Below are 15,139 nucleotides of genomic sequence, written 5' to 3'. Positions count from 1 at the left end.
CTGGCAGATGAAAAAAAGGCCCGCACGATGCGGGCCTTTTGTTTAGCGCTTGGCGTCGGGCAATCAGCCCGCCACCAGCACCCGGATCGCTTCCAGGCGCAGGGCGGCTTTTTCCAGCATCGCCAGACCCTGTTCCCGTTGCTTGCGCAGGGCGACCAGTTCGCTGTCACGGACGGTCGGGTTGACCGCTTGCAACGCGGTCAGGCGCGCCAGTTCTTCATCGGTATCGGCCGCCAGGCGCCGTTGCGCCTCGGCCACGCGCTCGGCGTGACGCGGTGCGACCTTGGCTTCGCCAGCGTTGATCTTCGGCGCCAGCTGGTCGCGCTGAGCCTGGATGAACTTGTTGGCGCTGGCCTTGGGCACGCTTTCCAGTTGGTCGTTGAGGGTCTCGAAAGCCACCCGTGCCGACAGGTCGTTGCCGTTGGCGTCCAGCAGGCAGCGCAGGGCGGCCGGCGGCAGGTAGCGGCCCAGTTGCAGCGAACGCGGGGCCACGACTTCACTCACATACAGCAGCTCAAGCAGCACGGTGCCGGGTTTGAGCGCCTTGTTCTTGATCAGCGCCACAGCGGTGTTGCCCATGGAACCGGACAGCACCAGATCCATGCCGCCCTGCACCATCGGGTGCTCCCAGGTGATGAACTGCATGTCTTCGCGGGACAGCGCCTGGTTGCGGTCGTAGGTGATGGTCACGCCTTCGTCGTCGCCCAGGGGGAAGCTGGCATCGAGCATCTTCTCGCTGGGCTTGAGGATAAGGGCGTTTTCCGAATGGTCCTCGCTGTCGATGCCGAAGGCGTCGAACAGGGTCTCCATGTAGATCGGCAGGGCGAACTGGTCGTCCTGTTCGAGGATCGCTTCCACCAGCGCATCGCCTTCACCGGCGCCGCCGGAGTTGAGCTCCAGCAGGCGGTCGCGGCCGGTATGCAATTCGGCTTCCAGGCGCTCGCGTTCGCCACGGGCTTCGTCGATCAGGGCTTGCCACTCGCCGTCGTCGGCGTTTTCCAGCAGCGGCAGCAGGCGCGGGCCGAACTGGTGCTGCAAGGCGTTGCCGGTCGGGCAGGTGTTGAGGAAGGCGTTCAGGGCTTCGTGATACCACTGGAACAGGCGCTCTTGCGGGCTGGTTTCCAGGTACGGCACATGCAGTTCGATCACGTGTTTCTGGCCGATCCGGTCCAGACGGCCGATCCGCTGCTCCAGCAGGTCCGGGTGCGACGGCAGATCGAACAGCACCAGGTGGTGGGCGAACTGGAAGTTGCGGCCTTCACTGCCGATTTCCGAGCAGATCAGCACCTGGGCGCCGAACTCTTCATCGGCGAAGTAGGCGGCCGCGCGGTCGCGTTCGAGGATGTTCATGCCTTCATGGAACACCGTGGCCGGAATGCCGGAGCGCACCCGCAGGGCGTCTTCCAGATCCATGGCGGTTTCCGCGTGGGCGCAGATCACCAGGACCTTGGTGCGCTTGAGCATCTTCAGCTGGTCGATCAGCCACTCGACCCGCGGGTCGAATTTCCACCAGCGCTGTTCTTCATCGCTGGCGTCGGGCTGGGCCTGGAAGCTGACTTCCGGATACAGCTCGGCGTGTTCGCCCAGGGGCAGTTCCAGGTATTCGTCCGGGCACGGCAGCGGGTAGGCGTGCAGCTTGCGCTCCGGGAAACCCTGCACGGCGGCGCGGGTGTTGCGGAACAGCACGCGGCCGGTGCCGTGGCGGTCCAGCAGTTCGCGCACCAGGCGTGCACTGGCTTCGCTGTCGCCGTCGTTGACCGCGGCCAGAAGGGCTTCGCCTTCGTTGCCGAGGAAGCCGTGGATGGTCTTGTGCGCCTCGGGAGACAGGCGGCCTTTATCCATCAGTTCCTGCACCGCTTCGGCCACCGGGCGGTAGTTCTCGCTCTCGGCGCGGAAGGCCGCGAGGTCGTGGAAGCGATTCGGGTCCAGCAGGCGCAAACGGGCGAAGTGGCTGTCCTGGCCCAGTTGTTCCGGGGTCGCGGTCAGCAGCAGCACGCCAGGGATAGTCTCGGCCAGCTGTTCCACCAGGGCGTATTCCGGGCTGACCTGATCTTCGTGCCAGACCAGGTGGTGGGCTTCGTCCACCACCATCAGGTCCCAGCCGGCGGCGAACAGCGCGTCCTGGGCCTTCTCGTCGTCCACCAGCCACTCCAGGGCCACCAGGGCCAACTGGGTGTCTTCGAACGGGTTGCTGGCATCGCTTTCGATAAAGCGCTCTTCGTCGAACAGTGCCACTTGCAGGTTGAAGCGCCGGCGCATTTCCACCAGCCACTGGTGCTGGAGGTTTTCCGGAACCAGGATCAGCACCCGGCTGGCGCGGCCCGAGAGCAGTTGGCGATGGATGACCAGGCCGGCCTCGATGGTCTTGCCCAGGCCCACTTCGTCCGCCAGCAGGACCCGTGGCGCGATACGGTCGGCGACTTCACGGGCGATGTGCAACTGGTGGGCGATGGGTTGGGCGCGCACGCCGCCCAGGCCCCAGAGCGAGGACTGCAGTTGGCGGCTGGTGTGTTCCAGGGTGTGGTAGCGCAGGGAGAACCAGGCCAGCGGGTCGATCTGTCCGGCGAACAGACGGTCGCTGGCCAGACGGAACTGGATGAAGTTCGAGAGTTGGGTTTCCGGCAGGGTAACGGCCTCGTTCTGCCCGTTGAGGCCGTGATAGACCAGCAGGCCGTCGACGTCGTCGACTTCCTGAACGGTCATTTTCCAGCCTTCGAAGTGGGTGATGCTGTCCCCTGGAGAGAACCTCACGCGAGTGAGGGGCGCATTCCGTAGCGCATACTGGCGGGTGTCGCCAGTGGCCGGATAGAGCACGGTCAGCAAGCGACCGTCCTGTGCCAGAACGGTGCCTAAACCTAGCTCGGCTTCGCTGTCACTAATCCAGCGTTGCCCCGGTTGATACTGCTGCGCCATGCTGCCTGACTCCCGCTTTGAAAAAGCCGACTATCTTAACGGAACGACGCTTCCAGTCCAAAGAACTCTGATAAAAACCCCTGGAATAAAAGGTAGCGTACAGCGGCGTTCGTCGGCCCCGAGGGCACTATCGGCTGACGACCGGGTCACAGTTTTGCGACCGATGGCTCAAGTCGCCCGTGCCGCAGCCGACAGCCTGCCGACAGGAGACCCATAACATGCTGCCACCGATGCTCCCCTTGAGTGCCGTGCCCATCACCGCCCAGCAGGACCCGATCCGGCAGCGTCCGGATATCCCGCCAGTGGTGCCGGTACAGGAAAGCTCCAACGAAAGCACCATCGACTTGCAAAAGCGCGATGCCGAGCAGTCGGCCCTGCTACTGCGCGAAGAGCAGCAGCGTCAACAGGAAAAGCAGCGGCGCAAGCGTGAGGCCGACGATGATCCGGAGCAGCACCTGGCCGTGCCCGGCGACGAATTGAACGCCGACAACACCGTGCCGGTGGCACCGCTGATCGAGGATGCCCCGCGCCAGGGCCTGTGGGTGGACGTGCAGGTCTAGCCCGCGGGGCCGCGTCCGGCCAGTTCCGTCAGCGCCTCCAGCAGGCGCTGGATTTCCGCTTCGGTATTCAAATAGCTCAGGGCGATCCGGGCAATCTGGGTCAGGCCTCGGGCCTGCATGTCCAGCGGGGTGTAGGCCACGCCGTTGGCTCCGATATTGATGCCCCTTCGAGCCAACGCTTCCTTCAGTGCAAAACAGTCCCAGCCCTTGAGGGTGAAGGCAATCAGGCCTGACTGCTGCCCGGCGACCCCCAGGTCCTGGCGCTGCAGGCCGGGCAGGCGGTCGAGGTCCTGACGCAGCGTGTCGGCCAGGGTCTTGATCCGCTGGCGGATGGCATCGATACCGATGCTGTGCAGTTCCTGCAAGGCATTGGCCAGCCCCGCCAGCAGCACCAGCGAAACTTCGCTGGTTTCGAAGCGCCGTGCATCGTCCCGCAAACTGAAGCCCTGGCCGTTCCAGGGAGCAGACAAGACATCCCGCGGCAGTGGCTGCAACTGTTCCAGAAAGCCCGGCCTGACATAGAGCAGGGCCGTGCCCCGTGGCCCGCGCAGGTATTTGCGTCCCGCGCCTTTGAGCACGTCGCACCCCAGCGCCTCTACATCACAGGGCAGTTGCCCCAGGGCCTGGCCAGCGTCGATGAAATAGGGAATGCGCCTATTTCGGGCCAGTTGGCCGACGGCGGCGGCCGGATTGATCAAGCCGCCGTTGGCCGGCAGCCAGGTCAGGGCGATCAGGCGCACGCGCGAGTCGAGCATGGATTCCAGCGCCTCCACCGAAACCGCGCCATGGCGGTCGCAGGGGATGATTTCCAGTTGGGCGCCGGCACTTACCGCCTGGGCCAGGCAGGCCAGGTTGCCACCCCATTCATGGCGCCCCACCAGAATCCGGTCGCCCGCCTGCCACGGCGGCAGGGCGTTGAAGGCCATGCTCCAGGCTGCCGAGCCGCTGCTGGCAAAGGCGATTGCAGCGGGACTGGTATTGAGCAGCCGGGCCGCGGCCTCACGGGCCTGTTCCTGCAGCTGTGCGCCGGTGATGGCGGCCTCCATCGGCCCTTCACTGGCTTCCCGTTGCAGTTGCCCGAGCATGGCGTCCAGGGTGCCCTGGCTGGGCAATGAAGCACCCGCGTGGTTGAAGTGACAGACCCGGGCGCAGCCGGGTGTGGCCTCGCGCAGACGGGCGAGGTGCGCTGGGTCCAGGGGGCTCATGGCTTGAGTTCGAAAATCGCGTCGACCTCCACGGCGACCCCGGCGGGCAGGCTGGCCACACCCACCGCGGTGCGCGCATGCCGGCCTTTCTCACCCAGGGCGTTGACCAGCAGGTTGGAAGCGCCATTGGCCACGATGCCATGGCTCTGGAAATCGGCACTGGCGGCAATGAATACACCGAGCCGGCTGATGCGCTGCAGCCGCGACAGGTCGTCGTCCAGCGCCGCGCTCAACTGGGCCAGCAAGGCCAGGGCCGCGAGCTCGGCGGCCTGGGTGCCTTGCTCCACTGTCAGACTCTCGCCGAGACGGCCCTGCAGGGTCGGTTGGCCTTGCAACAAGGGAATCTGTCCGGAGATCAGCAGCAGGTTCTGGCTGCGTACATGGTTGACGTAGTTGGCGATTGGCTGGCTGGGGGCGGGTAGCTCAAGCCCCAATTGCTGTACGCGGCATTTCAGGGAGTCGCTCATGGGAAGTCCTCGGATGCAAGGCCTGCAGCATCCGCGTTCAGTCCAGGAGCGACAAACGGATAGATCTAATTCGACGTATCTGAATTTCTCATGGGTCGAGGCCTTGCTCCAGTAGCCACTGTACAAAGCACTCCAGAGCCGGGTTCGACGCTCCTTCAGCGGTCACCAGCCAATAGCCGATCTGGCTGCACAAAGGGGGCAGGTCGAAGGCATCCACCAGGCTGCCCTGGGCCAAGTGGCGTTGGATCAACTGGCGGCGCCCCATAGCGATGCCCTGGCCGGCCACGGCCGCTTCCACCACGATGTTGTAGTCGTGCAGCATCACCCTGGGGTGGGAGGCCAGGTCCATGGCCTGTTGCCTGCTCCAGTCATCCCACTCGAAGGGTTGATGGGAGCGAGCCAACAGCAAGGGGCCGTTGGCCAGGGAGGTGGCTTTGAAGGCAGGGCTGCAGACTGGCGATAGCTGCTCGGCGAGAAAGCGCGTGGCCCGGACCTTTGGCCAGTTGCCCTTGCCGTAGCGAATGGCCAGGTCGACCTCGGCGCCGGCGACATCCGCCAGGTCGATGGCCGGTAGCAATTCCAACTGGATCTTTGGATGGCGGCGGTTGAAGTCTGCCAGGCGAGGCGCCAGCCACAAGGTGGCGAAGGACGCCAGCAGACCGATGCGCAGAACGTGCTGCCCAGCGGGCGCAAGCAGCGCCTGGGTGGCTTGGGCGATCTGCTCCAGGGCCGGGCGAATCTGTCGGTAGTAGGTGTCGCCGGTGGCGGTCAGATCGATGGCGCGAGTCCGACGTATGAACAGGCGTTGGCCCAAGTGCTGTTCGAGTTTCTGCACTTGATGGCTGACCGCGCTCTGGCTCACGCACAACTCCCGAGCCGCCTTGATAAAGCTCAGGTGGCGGGCCACGGCCTCGAATGCGCGCAGGGCCAGTAGTGGCGGCAGGTGCTTGGGCATTTCCACATCAGGCTCCGTGGGGCGGTTTGCAAAGGGCCATTGTGCGGATAAAAACTCTTCACGGCAGCGACTTTATTGCCTCTGTGCCGGTCTGATCACTGGTCAGGTGCGGCGTCACGCCGCATTATTGGCCTATCCGCCAGGGCCGCTCTGCATCCTGTAGCAGTGCGGTTGATATTGACCTCCCAGTGATGCCAGCCAAGCCATGAATCAAGACGACAAGCTGATCGACCTGAATGCTGAACGCGCCAAGCGTGTGCATGACCTGAACGAGAAACGCCTGAATGAAGTACGCCAGGCATTCGAGCAGGCCATGCCTTTGGGCAAGGCCAAGAAAAAGCCGAAAAACAAACCGAAAAAGCGCTGAACTGGGCGCTTTCTGTTGATACAGGTCAGTTATTTCCCCTTCCTCGCGCCCAGTCTTGGGCGACATTGACCCCGGTCAATTTTCCCCGCGGCCTCTTTGGTTAACTTAGCCCCATCGCAACAGGGCAAGAGCAGGAGGCCAGTCATGTTTTTCGACAATGTGGTGATCGCCGGAGTGCTGACTGTCGGCCTCATGGTTCTGTTTTTCGCAGGGTTTGGTTTCTTCATCTGGAAAGACGCGAATAAGCGTAAAAAACCTTAAGTCTCTCCAGAGCAACGAGCACGCAAGGCATTTTGGGCAACTTCGGTTGCCCTTTTTTTTGCCTGTCGAAAAGGCATAAAAAAAGGTGCGTCCCGAGGGGCGCACCTTTTTTGTTGGCGCTGGGGTATCAGGTACCCAGGACTTTGGAGGCCGCCCAGAACAGACCGGCAGACAGGGCCACGGTCGCTGGCAGGGTGAGGACCCAGGCCAAGAGGATGGTTTTAACCGTACCGCCTTGCAGGCCGCTCTTGTTGGCGACCATGGTCCCGGCCACGCCGGAGGAGAGTACGTGGGTGGTGGAGACCGGCAGGCTGAAGATGTTCGCCAGGCCGATCAGGCCCGCCGCGGTGATCTGTGCCGACATGCCCTGGGCGTAGGTCATGCCCTGCTTGCCGATCTTCTCGCCAATGGTCAGTACCACACGCTTCCAGCCGATCATGGTGCCCAGGCCCAGTGCCAGGGCCACCGCCAGGATCACCCAGAACGGTGCGTACTCGGTGGTGGCGGTCAGGTCCTTGCGCAGCTTGTCCAGGTCAGCCTTTTCGCGGGCCGACAGGTTCGGCAGTTTGCCCACTTTCTTCGCCGTGTCGTCCAGGCACAGCAGGTAGCGACGCACTTCGATACGGCTTTCCGGCGACAGCGAGTGGTAGTCGGCGACACCCTTGAGGCTGCTCAGCAGGGCGTTGATGGTGGGCTCGGTCTGTTGCGGGTTGCAGCGGAACTTGCCCGGCAGGTCGTCTTTCACGCTCTTGCCCAGGGCCAGGAACTCGCCCAGGGAGTCGTGGTTGCGCTCGTAGAACTGACTCAGGTGCAGGGTCGCGTCGCGGGTACGCTCGATCTGGTAGGTAGTGCTGTTGAGGTCCAGCACGAACTGTGCAGGCACGATGCCGATCAGCACCAGCATGATCAGGCCAATGCCTTTCTGACCATCGTTGGAACCGTGGACGAAGCTCACGGCCATCGCCGAGATCACTAGGACCAGGCGGTTCCAGAACGGTGGGTGCTTCTTGTCATCGACCTTGCGGCGCTGTTCCGGGGTCTTGTGCATCTTCGAGATCGGACGCCACCATTTCAGACCAATCAGCACCAGCGCAGCTATAAGGAAGCCGGCCATCGGCGAGAACACCAGGGAGGCCCCGATATCGATCGCTTTCTGCCAGTTCACGCCGTCCCCCAGGGGAATGTCGTTGAGCAGGGCGTTGGCCAGGCCGACACCGAGGATCGAGCCGATCAGGGTGTGGGAACTGGAAGCCGGGATGCCGAAGTACCAGGTGCCCAGGTTCCAGGCGATGGCCGCGGCCAGCAACGAGAAGACCATGGCCAGACCGTGACCGGTGTTGACATTGATCAGCAGCTCGACCGGCAGCAGGTGAACGATGGCATAGGCCACGCCGACGCCGCCCAGCAGCACACCGAGGAAATTGAAGACACCGGAAAAGAACACGGCCAGGTGTGGCGGCATGGCTTTGGTGTAGATGACAGTGGCAACCGCGTTTGCGGTGTCATGAAAGCCGTTGATGAACTCGTAGGCGAGGACAAAAGCCAGGGCGAGCAAGAGGCTCACAAGCACCCAAGCATCCAGTCCGCTGAATAAATCGATCATGAAGGTTTTCTGACCCGGTCATAAGGGGGCGCGATTATGCCAGAAAACCCTGCTAATCAATGCACAAGGTGCTAACCGGTAACATTCTTCAACGAAAAAACTGACCGGGAGCAGAGTTTTCGCCAATTCTCGCCAAATGTGGCAAGTCATTGAGTTTATTGGGCCAAAGCACGATGACGAGGGTTTGAGCCCGGGAGTGAGAGGGTTCAAACGCTTGTATGAAATTTCAACGAAAGGGCCTGCCGGGTACCGTTTCTCGCTGTGGGTGGGGCGAGGCGGTGAGGGGCCCGGGGTAGCGAGCATCAATGGTCTGCCTGGCCGCTGGGGTGATCGAGCGGACAAGAGAGCAAGCCCTGAGAAGCTCAGGCTGCCGGCATTATGGCTGTTCGGCCTTGAGCTCTTTTTCCATCTTTTGCAGTTCTTGGGTGAACGCCTGGTCGCGAATACTTGCGCGTTTGCGCCAAGGTTTGCGTTCAGGTTCCGGTTGGGCGGCATAACGGGTGATCTCGCCGCCGTAAACTTCCTTGTAACGTTGTTCCTGGCGCTCAAGTTCCGCGCGCAGTTCGTCTTTCGTCACAGTGTTACCTAATTGAGTAAGGGTCCATTCCGGTGCAACGCATTGCTTGTGGGCGACTATCAAGAAAGCAGACTGATTGCCTGCCGAGGCCTTGGGGCCTGCTCTTTCCAGCCAGCCTTTTGTTGCATGCGGCCACGTCACCGGATGAAAACGACTGTCGTAGCTACAGTGTTGTTTGTTGCAAGCGGATTGGCCGAATCTGGTTAGGGGTCAAGCGCTTGCGACAGGTGACCGATTGCAGCCTTGGGTCACCTGAGCGAGGTACGAGCGGGACTGATTGCGCGTTACTCACTTCGGCAGTATAGCCTCGGCAAAGAATAACTCTACGCTCGGCAAGTTTAAAACTGTCAACTTTATTGTGAGCGTTTTGTGACACGGAAGTTCTAATGAATTCCTACACGGCGCTTCCCGTCTTCGTACTCCGTTGGCAGAAATCTATATGGGGCTAATCCGCTCTTGATACAAGTGACAGGCCTGAAGATGGTCACTGAGTCCACCGCCTGCTGGTGATTATTACCATGAGTTTTTGCAATAAAAGAGTGGGCGAGTGGTTGGCAGCGGCAAGCACCGCAGATTGCGATTATCGGTCGACGGTTCGATAATCGCCCAATCTTGCAGGGGCTGACTTGTGCTGCCTCTCCAATACGGCTTGTAATACGGAAGAATTTCATCGCAGAGACCCTGAAATGAACGATCAGATGCGTAATTCCTTCACCTCAGTGGCGCCGCCCATCGTGGCTTCGGCAGCGAAGAGGATTCAGGCGTTGACCGGTGACCCGGATTTCATGACGTCTCTGGCCCGAGGCCTGGCGGTGGTGCAGGCGTTTCAGGAACGCAAGCGTCACCTGACCATCGCCCAGATCAGCCACCGCACGGAGATTCCCCGAGCGGCAGTGCGCCGCTGCCTGCATACCTTGATCAAGCTGGGGTACGCCACCACCGACGGGCGTACCTATTCGCTGCTGCCCAAGGTGCTGACCCTGGGGCATGCTTACCTGTCGTCGACGCCCCTGGCGGTTTCCGCGCAGCCTTATCTGGACCGCATGAGCGAGCAACTCCATGAAGCCTGCAACATGGCCACCCTGGAAGGCGACGACATCCTCTATATCGCCCGTTCGGCCACTACCCAGCGGTTGATTTCCGTCGATCTTTCGGTGGGCGGCCGGCTACCGGCCTATTGCACGTCCATGGGGCGGATTCTGTTGGCCGCGCTGGATGACTCCTCGCTGCATGAGTATCTGGAACACGCCGATCTGCAGGCCAAGACCAGCCGCACCCTGCACACCCCGGAGGCATTGCTGGAGTGCCTGCAGCAAGTTCGTCAGCAGGGCTGGTGCATCGTCGACCAGGAACTGGAGCAAGGGCTGCGTTCAATTGCCGTGCCGGTCTACGATGCTTCGGGCCAGGTGTTGGCGGCGTTGAACGTCAGCACCCACGCGGGCCGGGTCAGCCGCGCCGAATTGGAACAGCGTTTTCTCCCCGGCCTGCTGAGCGCCAGCCGCGATCTCAGCGCCCAGCTGTTTGCTTAAGCGTTCGATAAACGCACAGATCCGCCTTTGACGAATTGACGCTCTTTCCACTGGCTCATTAATGTCGCGCCAGCGTCATCGGCGGCCAGCCGGCATTGCCAGCCTGCTGCCGATGACCCGTCCAATAATAATGAAGAGGCCAACTCATGAGCATGCTCTCCCTGCGTCGTTGCCGTGACCGTTCCTGCCGTCCCGCTCGAATCGCCTGATTTTCGCCACCTTTTCTACGTGACCTGATCAGCCCTTGGCGGCCTGTGCGCGCCTGCGTTTTAGTGTGGAAATAAAAACAATGAATCAACCCCAATCCGCTGTAGGGAACTGCCTCGATGTGCAGTCCTTCATCAATTCCCAGCCGCTGTCGCGTTACCAGTGGCGAGTCGTGATCCTGTGTTTCCTGATTGTCTTCCTCGATGGGCTGGACACCGCGGCCATGGGCTTCATCGCCCCGGCGCTGTCCCAGGACTGGGGCATCGACCGTGCCAGCCTGGGCCCGGTGATGAGTGCGGCGCTGATCGGCATGGTCTTCGGTGCCCTGGGTTCCGGGCCCCTGGCTGACCGTTTTGGTCGCAAGGTGGTGCTGGTAGGGGCGGTGCTGCTGTTTGGCGCCTTCAGCCTGGCTTCGGCCTACAGCACCAACGTCGACCAGTTGCTGGTGCTGCGCTTTCTCACCGGCCTGGGATTGGGGGCGGGGATGCCCAATGCCACCACGCTGCTTTCGGAGTACACCCCCGAGCGTCATAAGTCGCTGTTGGTGACCAGCATGTTCTGCGGGTTCAACCTGGGCATGGCGGGCGGTGGTTTCATTTCCGCCAAGCTGATCCCGGCCTTCGGCTGGCACAGCCTGCTGCTGATCGGTGGCGTCCTGCCGCTGATCCTGGCCCTGGTGCTGGTGGTCTGGCTGCCGGAGTCGGCGCGTTACTTGGTGGTGCGCAATCGCGGCACCGACAAAGTGCGCAAGACCTTGGCCCCCATCGCTCCGGCCATCGTCAGCGAGGCGGGCAGTTTCAGCGTGCCGGAACAGAAGACGGTGAAGGCGCGCAACGTTTTTGCCGTGATCTTCTCCGGCACTTACAGCGTCGGCACGCTGCTGCTGTGGCTCACCTATTTCATGGGCCTGGTGATTGTCTACCTGCTGACCAGCTGGCTGCCGACCCTGATGCGCGACAGTGGCGCGAGCATGGAGCAGGCCGCCTTTATTGGCGCTTTGTTCCAGTTTGGCGGGGTGCTCAGTGCAGTCGCCGTGGGCTGGGCCATGGACCGTTTCAATCCGCACAAGGTGATTGGCTGCTTCTACCTGCTGGCCGGGGTCTTTGCCTACGCCGTGGGACAAAGCCTGGGCAACATCACCGTGCTCGCCACCCTGGTGCTGATCGCCGGCATGTGCGTCAACGGTGCGCAATCGGCGATGCCTTCCCTGGCGGCGCGTTTCTATCCGACCCAGGGACGGGCCACCGGGGTGTCCTGGATGCTCGGCATCGGTCGATTCGGCGCCATTCTCGGTGCCTGGATGGGCGCCACCCTGTTGGGCCTGGGCTGGAACTTCGAGCAGGTGCTGACCGCGCTGGTGATCCCGGCGGCGCTGGCCACCACAGCGGTAGTAATCAAGGGCATGGTCAGCCATGCCGACGCCACCTGACAGGCAACAAGGAGCAGGATTGGGTGCAGGGCGAAGAATCGATAGCCCTGCAACAATCCGTTCGATAATCGAACGCTCAGTCGATTATCGGATTGTTTGGGGTATTGCTCCGGCTTAATCTTCAGTCACTGCGGCGCGCCTAGAGCGCCTTTTTCTCCAGTCGCTGAATAACAATCGGGAGACCCCATCCATGGCTGAAATCCTTTCGCTGCACGACGCGGTGAAGCAATTCGTCAACGACGGTGACACCGTCGCACTCGAAGGCTTCACCCACCTGATTCCTACGGCCGCAGGTCATGAAATCATCCGCCAGGGCAAGAAAGACCTGACCCTGGTACGGATGACGCCTGACCTGATCTACGACCAGTTGATCGGTGCCGGTTGCGCTCGCAAGCTGATTTTCTCTTGGGGCGGCAACCCGGGTGTTGGCTCCCTGCATCGCCTGCGCGACGCCGTGGAAAAGCAGTGGCCACAGCCCCTGGAAATTGAAGAGCACAGCCACGCCGACCTGGCCAACGCCTATGTGGCCGGGGCTTCCGGCCTGCCATTCGCGGTACTGCGGGCCTATGCCGGCTCCGATCTGCCCAAGGTCAACCCACTGATCAAGACCGTGACCTGTCCCTTCACCGGTGAAGTGCTGGCGGCGGTGCCTTCGGTGCGTCCCGACGTGACGGTGATTCACGCGCAGAAAGCCGATCGCAAGGGCAACGTCCTGCTGTGGGGCATCCTTGGGGTGCAGAAAGAGGCCGCCCTGGCCGCCAAGCGCTGCATCGTCACCGTCGAGGAAATCGTCGACGACCTGAATGCGCCGATGAACGCCTGCGTGCTGCCGACCTGGGCCCTGAGCGCGGTGTGCCATGTGCCCGGCGGCGCCCATCCGTCCTACGCCCATGGTTATTCCGAGCGCGACAACCGTTTCTACCAAGCCTGGGACCCGATTGCCCGCGACCGTGAGACCTTCACCGCGTGGATCAACGAATACATCCACGGCAGTGCCGACTTCAGCGAATTCCAGGCCAAGCTGGCCGCAGCTTCGGAGGCCCAGTAATGACCTACTCCACCAATGAAATGATGACCGTGGCCGCGGCCCGTCGCCTGCAGAACGGTTCGGTATGCTTCGTCGGCATCGGCCTGCCGTCCAAGGCCGCCAACCTGGCGCGCCTGACCTCGTCGCCGGACGTGGTGCTGATCTACGAATCCGGCCCGATTGGTGCCAAGCCCAGCGTGCTGCCGCTGTCCATCGGTGACGGTGAACTGGCGGAAACTGCCGACACCGTCGTCCCCACCGGAGAGATTTTCCGCTACTGGCTGCAAGGCGGGCGCATCGATGTGGGGTTCCTCGGCGCGGCCCAGGTCGACCGCTTCGGCAACATCAACACCACAGTGGTGGGTGATTACCACCGGCCCAAGGTGCGCCTGCCGGGGGCCGGCGGTGCTCCGGAGATCGCCGGTTCGGCGAAAAGCGTGCTGATCATCCTCAAGCAGTCTTCCCGTTCCTTTGTCGACAAGCTGGACTTCATCACCTCCGTCGGTCACGGCGAGGGCGGCGACTCGCGCAAGCGTCTGGGCCTGCCCGGCGCCGGGCCGGTGGGGATCATCACCGACCTGTGCATCATGGAACCGGAAGCCGGTACCCACGAATTCGTCGTCACTTCCCTGCACCCGGGGGTGACCCGCGAGCAGGTGGTGGCCGCCACCGGCTGGGCGATCCGTTTCGCCGAGCACGTGGCCGAGACGGCCGCGCCTACCGAAGTCGAACTGACCGCCCTGCGTGAGCTGGAAGCACGCACCGCTGCGGCCCACGGCCAAGCACCTGGAGAAGCCTGATGCGCGACGTATTCATCTGTGATGCCATTCGTACCCCCATCGGCCGCTTTGGCGGCGGCCTGTCGGCGGTGCGCGCCGACGACCTGGCGGCGGTGCCGATCAAGGCGCTGATGGAGCGCAACCCGACGGTGGACTGGACTGCCGTGGACGAGGTGTTCCTCGGCTGCGCCAACCAGGCCGGTGAAGACAACCGCAACGTGGCGCGCATGGCGCTGCTGCTGGCGGGCCTGCCGGACAGCGTGCCGGGCGTCACCCTCAACCGCCTCTGCGCCTCGGGCATGGATGCCATCGGCACCGCCTTCCGCGCCATTGCCAGTGGCGAGATGGAATTGGCCATCGCCGGCGGCGTCGAGTCCATGTCCCGCGCGCCCTTTGTGATGGGCAAGGCCGATGCCGCCTTCTCGCGCAACATGAAGCTGGAAGACACCACCATCGGCTGGCGCTTCATCAACCCGTTGATGAAGGCCCAGTACGGTGTGGATGCCATGCCCCAGACCGCCGACAACGTGGCCGACGACTATAAAGTGTCCCGCGCTGACCAGGACGCCTTCGCCCTGCGCAGCCAGCAGCGCACCGCCGCGGCCCAGGCCGCCGGTTTCTTCGCCGAGGAAATCGTCCCGGTGCGCATTGCCCACAAGAAGGGTGAGAGCGTGGTGGAACAGGACGAACATCCACGGGCCGACACGACCCTGGAAGCCCTGGGCAAACTCAAGCCGGTCAACGGCCCGGACAAGACCGTCACCGCTGGCAATGCGTCCGGGGTCAACGACGGTGCTGCCGCACTGATTCTGGCGTCGGCCGAGGCGGTCAAGAAACACGGCCTGACTCCACGTGCGCGAGTGCTGGGCATGGCCAGCGCCGGTGTGGCGCCACGCGTGATGGGCATCGGCCCGGTGCCGGCGGTGCGCAAACTGATCGAGCGCCTGGGTGTGGCCGTCAGCGACTTCGATGTGATCGAACTCAATGAAGCTTTCGCCAGCCAGGGTTTGGCGGTACTGCGGGAGCTGGGTCTTGCCGACGATGCGCCGCAGGTCAATCCCAATGGCGGCGCCATTGCCCTGGGTCACCCCTTGGGCATGAGTGGCGCGCGCCTGGTGCTGACAGCTCTGCATCAGCTGGAAAAGAGCGGCGGTAAAAAAGGCCTGGCCACCATGTGTGTGGGCGTCGGCCAAGGGCTGGCACTGGCCATCGAGCGGGTTTGAATGCCTGCCCTATATAAGAAGAGAACGAGGAACCACC

Annotated in this window: 14 protein-coding genes; 8 read left to right on the top strand and 6 right to left on the bottom strand. The window is 62.7% G+C overall.

Going from position 1 to position 15,139, the window contains the following annotated elements; translation table 11 throughout:
- Positions 1 to 63: 63 nt before the first annotated feature.
- On the bottom strand, positions 64 to 2,913 hold the full coding sequence (rapA, locus tag Q8O96_RS11700) for an RNA polymerase-associated protein RapA (RefSeq protein ID WP_102861486.1): 2,850 nt from the start codon (positions 2,911 to 2,913) through the stop codon (positions 64 to 66).
- Positions 2,914 to 3,131: 218 nt separating this feature from the next.
- Here rapA and Q8O96_RS11695 point away from each other — a divergent pair, with 218 nt between their 5' ends.
- Positions 3,132 to 3,473 (top strand): aspartate-semialdehyde dehydrogenase, encoded by a 342-nt coding sequence (locus tag Q8O96_RS11695; RefSeq protein ID WP_102861487.1) that lies wholly within the window; start codon positions 3,132 to 3,134, stop codon positions 3,471 to 3,473.
- Here Q8O96_RS11695 and Q8O96_RS11690 read toward each other — a convergent pair.
- The 3 genes from Q8O96_RS11690 to Q8O96_RS11680 all read right to left on the bottom strand — a co-directional run bounded on the left by Q8O96_RS11690 (position 3,470) and on the right by Q8O96_RS11680 (position 6,100).
- Complete coding sequence (locus Q8O96_RS11690; RefSeq protein WP_305948828.1) at positions 3,470 to 4,678, bottom strand: aminotransferase class V-fold PLP-dependent enzyme; 1,209 nt, start codon at positions 4,676 to 4,678, stop codon at positions 3,470 to 3,472. The two genes, Q8O96_RS11695 and Q8O96_RS11690, sit on opposite strands and share 4 nt — an antisense overlap.
- Entirely contained in the window at positions 4,675 to 5,145 is a 471-nt protein-coding gene (locus Q8O96_RS11685; protein WP_207167179.1) for a RidA family protein, read from the bottom strand. Before Q8O96_RS11685 ends, Q8O96_RS11690 begins: the two co-directional genes overlap by 4 nt.
- Positions 5,146 to 5,233: 88 nt before the next feature.
- Entirely contained in the window at positions 5,234 to 6,100 is an 867-nt protein-coding gene (locus tag Q8O96_RS11680) for a LysR substrate-binding domain-containing protein (protein ID WP_115582476.1), read from the bottom strand.
- Positions 6,101 to 6,305: 205 nt separating this feature from the next.
- Here Q8O96_RS11680 and Q8O96_RS11675 point away from each other — a divergent pair, with 205 nt between their 5' ends.
- Positions 6,306 to 6,467 carry a hypothetical protein gene (locus Q8O96_RS11675; RefSeq protein ID WP_162884110.1) on the top strand — a complete coding sequence of 54 codons (162 nt, stop codon included), beginning with the start codon at positions 6,306 to 6,308 and terminating at the stop codon, positions 6,465 to 6,467.
- A 144-nt stretch (positions 6,468 to 6,611) separates the two neighbouring features.
- A complete protein-coding gene (gene ccoM / locus Q8O96_RS11670) occupies positions 6,612 to 6,728 on the top strand; it encodes a cytochrome c oxidase subunit CcoM (protein WP_015634423.1) in 117 nt (38 codons plus the stop codon).
- Positions 6,729 to 6,855: 127 nt separating this feature from the next.
- Here the strand turns inward: ccoM and Q8O96_RS11665 are convergent, their stop codons facing one another.
- Together Q8O96_RS11665 and Q8O96_RS11660 are read right to left on the bottom strand one after the other, a co-directional pair.
- Positions 6,856 to 8,331: an inorganic phosphate transporter gene (locus Q8O96_RS11665; RefSeq protein ID WP_305948827.1), complete on the bottom strand. Its 1,476-nt coding sequence runs from the start codon at positions 8,329 to 8,331 to the stop codon at positions 6,856 to 6,858.
- A 376-nt stretch (positions 8,332 to 8,707) separates the two neighbouring features.
- Positions 8,708 to 8,908: a hypothetical protein gene (locus Q8O96_RS11660; RefSeq protein WP_102861491.1), complete on the bottom strand. Its 201-nt coding sequence runs from the start codon at positions 8,906 to 8,908 to the stop codon at positions 8,708 to 8,710.
- A 686-nt stretch (positions 8,909 to 9,594) separates the two neighbouring features.
- Here Q8O96_RS11660 and pcaR point away from each other — a divergent pair.
- From pcaR to pcaF, 5 genes are all read left to right on the top strand, one after another.
- Positions 9,595 to 10,437, top strand: a complete 843-nt coding sequence (gene pcaR / locus Q8O96_RS11655; protein WP_016962563.1) for a pca regulon transcriptional regulator PcaR — start codon at positions 9,595 to 9,597, stop codon at positions 10,435 to 10,437.
- 289 nt (positions 10,438 to 10,726) lie between these two features.
- Complete coding sequence (locus Q8O96_RS11650) at positions 10,727 to 12,073, top strand: MFS transporter (RefSeq protein ID WP_102861492.1); 1,347 nt, start codon at positions 10,727 to 10,729, stop codon at positions 12,071 to 12,073.
- A gap of 190 nt (positions 12,074 to 12,263) precedes the next feature.
- The gene (locus Q8O96_RS11645; RefSeq protein WP_102861493.1) at positions 12,264 to 13,121 is read left to right on the top strand and encodes a CoA transferase subunit A; all 858 of its coding nucleotides are present in this window, start codon (positions 12,264 to 12,266) and stop codon (positions 13,119 to 13,121) included.
- Complete coding sequence (locus Q8O96_RS11640; RefSeq protein ID WP_102861494.1) at positions 13,121 to 13,900, top strand: CoA-transferase subunit beta; 780 nt, start codon at positions 13,121 to 13,123, stop codon at positions 13,898 to 13,900. The genes Q8O96_RS11645 and Q8O96_RS11640 overlap by 1 nt, the downstream gene beginning before the upstream one ends.
- Positions 13,897 to 15,102 (top strand): 3-oxoadipyl-CoA thiolase, encoded by a 1,206-nt coding sequence (gene pcaF, locus Q8O96_RS11635; RefSeq protein ID WP_180988530.1) that lies wholly within the window; start codon positions 13,897 to 13,899, stop codon positions 15,100 to 15,102. Before Q8O96_RS11640 ends, pcaF begins: the two co-directional genes overlap by 4 nt.
- The last annotated feature ends 37 nt before the right edge of the window (positions 15,103 to 15,139 follow it).

Source organism: Pseudomonas sp. LPH60 (genome assembly GCF_030718165.1).
In the GTDB taxonomy this organism is placed as follows: Bacteria; Pseudomonadota; Gammaproteobacteria; order Pseudomonadales; family Pseudomonadaceae; genus Aquipseudomonas; species Aquipseudomonas danubii.
This window is presented reverse-complemented; position numbering and strand designations above follow the sequence as displayed.

What these genes read in the sequence shown, in the direction of transcription:
- Q8O96_RS11650 (WP_102861492.1), top strand. Translation starts at nt 10,727, where the DNA reads ATGAATCAACCCCAATCCGCTGTAGGGAACTGCCTCGATGTGCAGTCC.
- Q8O96_RS11690 (WP_305948828.1), bottom strand. Translation starts at nt 4,678, where the DNA reads ATGAGCCCCCTGGACCCAGCGCACCTCGCCCGTCTGCGCGAGGCCACA.
- Q8O96_RS11665 (WP_305948827.1), bottom strand. Translation starts at nt 8,331, where the DNA reads ATGATCGATTTATTCAGCGGACTGGATGCTTGGGTGCTTGTGAGCCTC.
- Q8O96_RS11695 (WP_102861487.1), top strand. Translation starts at nt 3,132, where the DNA reads ATGCTGCCACCGATGCTCCCCTTGAGTGCCGTGCCCATCACCGCCCAG.
- ccoM (WP_015634423.1), top strand. Translation starts at nt 6,612, where the DNA reads ATGTTTTTCGACAATGTGGTGATCGCCGGAGTGCTGACTGTCGGCCTC.
- Q8O96_RS11685 (WP_207167179.1), bottom strand. Translation starts at nt 5,145, where the DNA reads ATGAGCGACTCCCTGAAATGCCGCGTACAGCAATTGGGGCTTGAGCTA.
- Q8O96_RS11675 (WP_162884110.1), top strand. Translation starts at nt 6,306, where the DNA reads ATGAATCAAGACGACAAGCTGATCGACCTGAATGCTGAACGCGCCAAG.
- Q8O96_RS11680 (WP_115582476.1), bottom strand. Translation starts at nt 6,100, where the DNA reads ATGCCCAAGCACCTGCCGCCACTACTGGCCCTGCGCGCATTCGAGGCC.
- Q8O96_RS11645 (WP_102861493.1), top strand. Translation starts at nt 12,264, where the DNA reads ATGGCTGAAATCCTTTCGCTGCACGACGCGGTGAAGCAATTCGTCAAC.
- pcaR (WP_016962563.1), top strand. Translation starts at nt 9,595, where the DNA reads ATGAACGATCAGATGCGTAATTCCTTCACCTCAGTGGCGCCGCCCATC.
- rapA (WP_102861486.1), bottom strand. Translation starts at nt 2,913, where the DNA reads ATGGCGCAGCAGTATCAACCGGGGCAACGCTGGATTAGTGACAGCGAA.
- Q8O96_RS11640 (WP_102861494.1), top strand. Translation starts at nt 13,121, where the DNA reads ATGACCTACTCCACCAATGAAATGATGACCGTGGCCGCGGCCCGTCGC.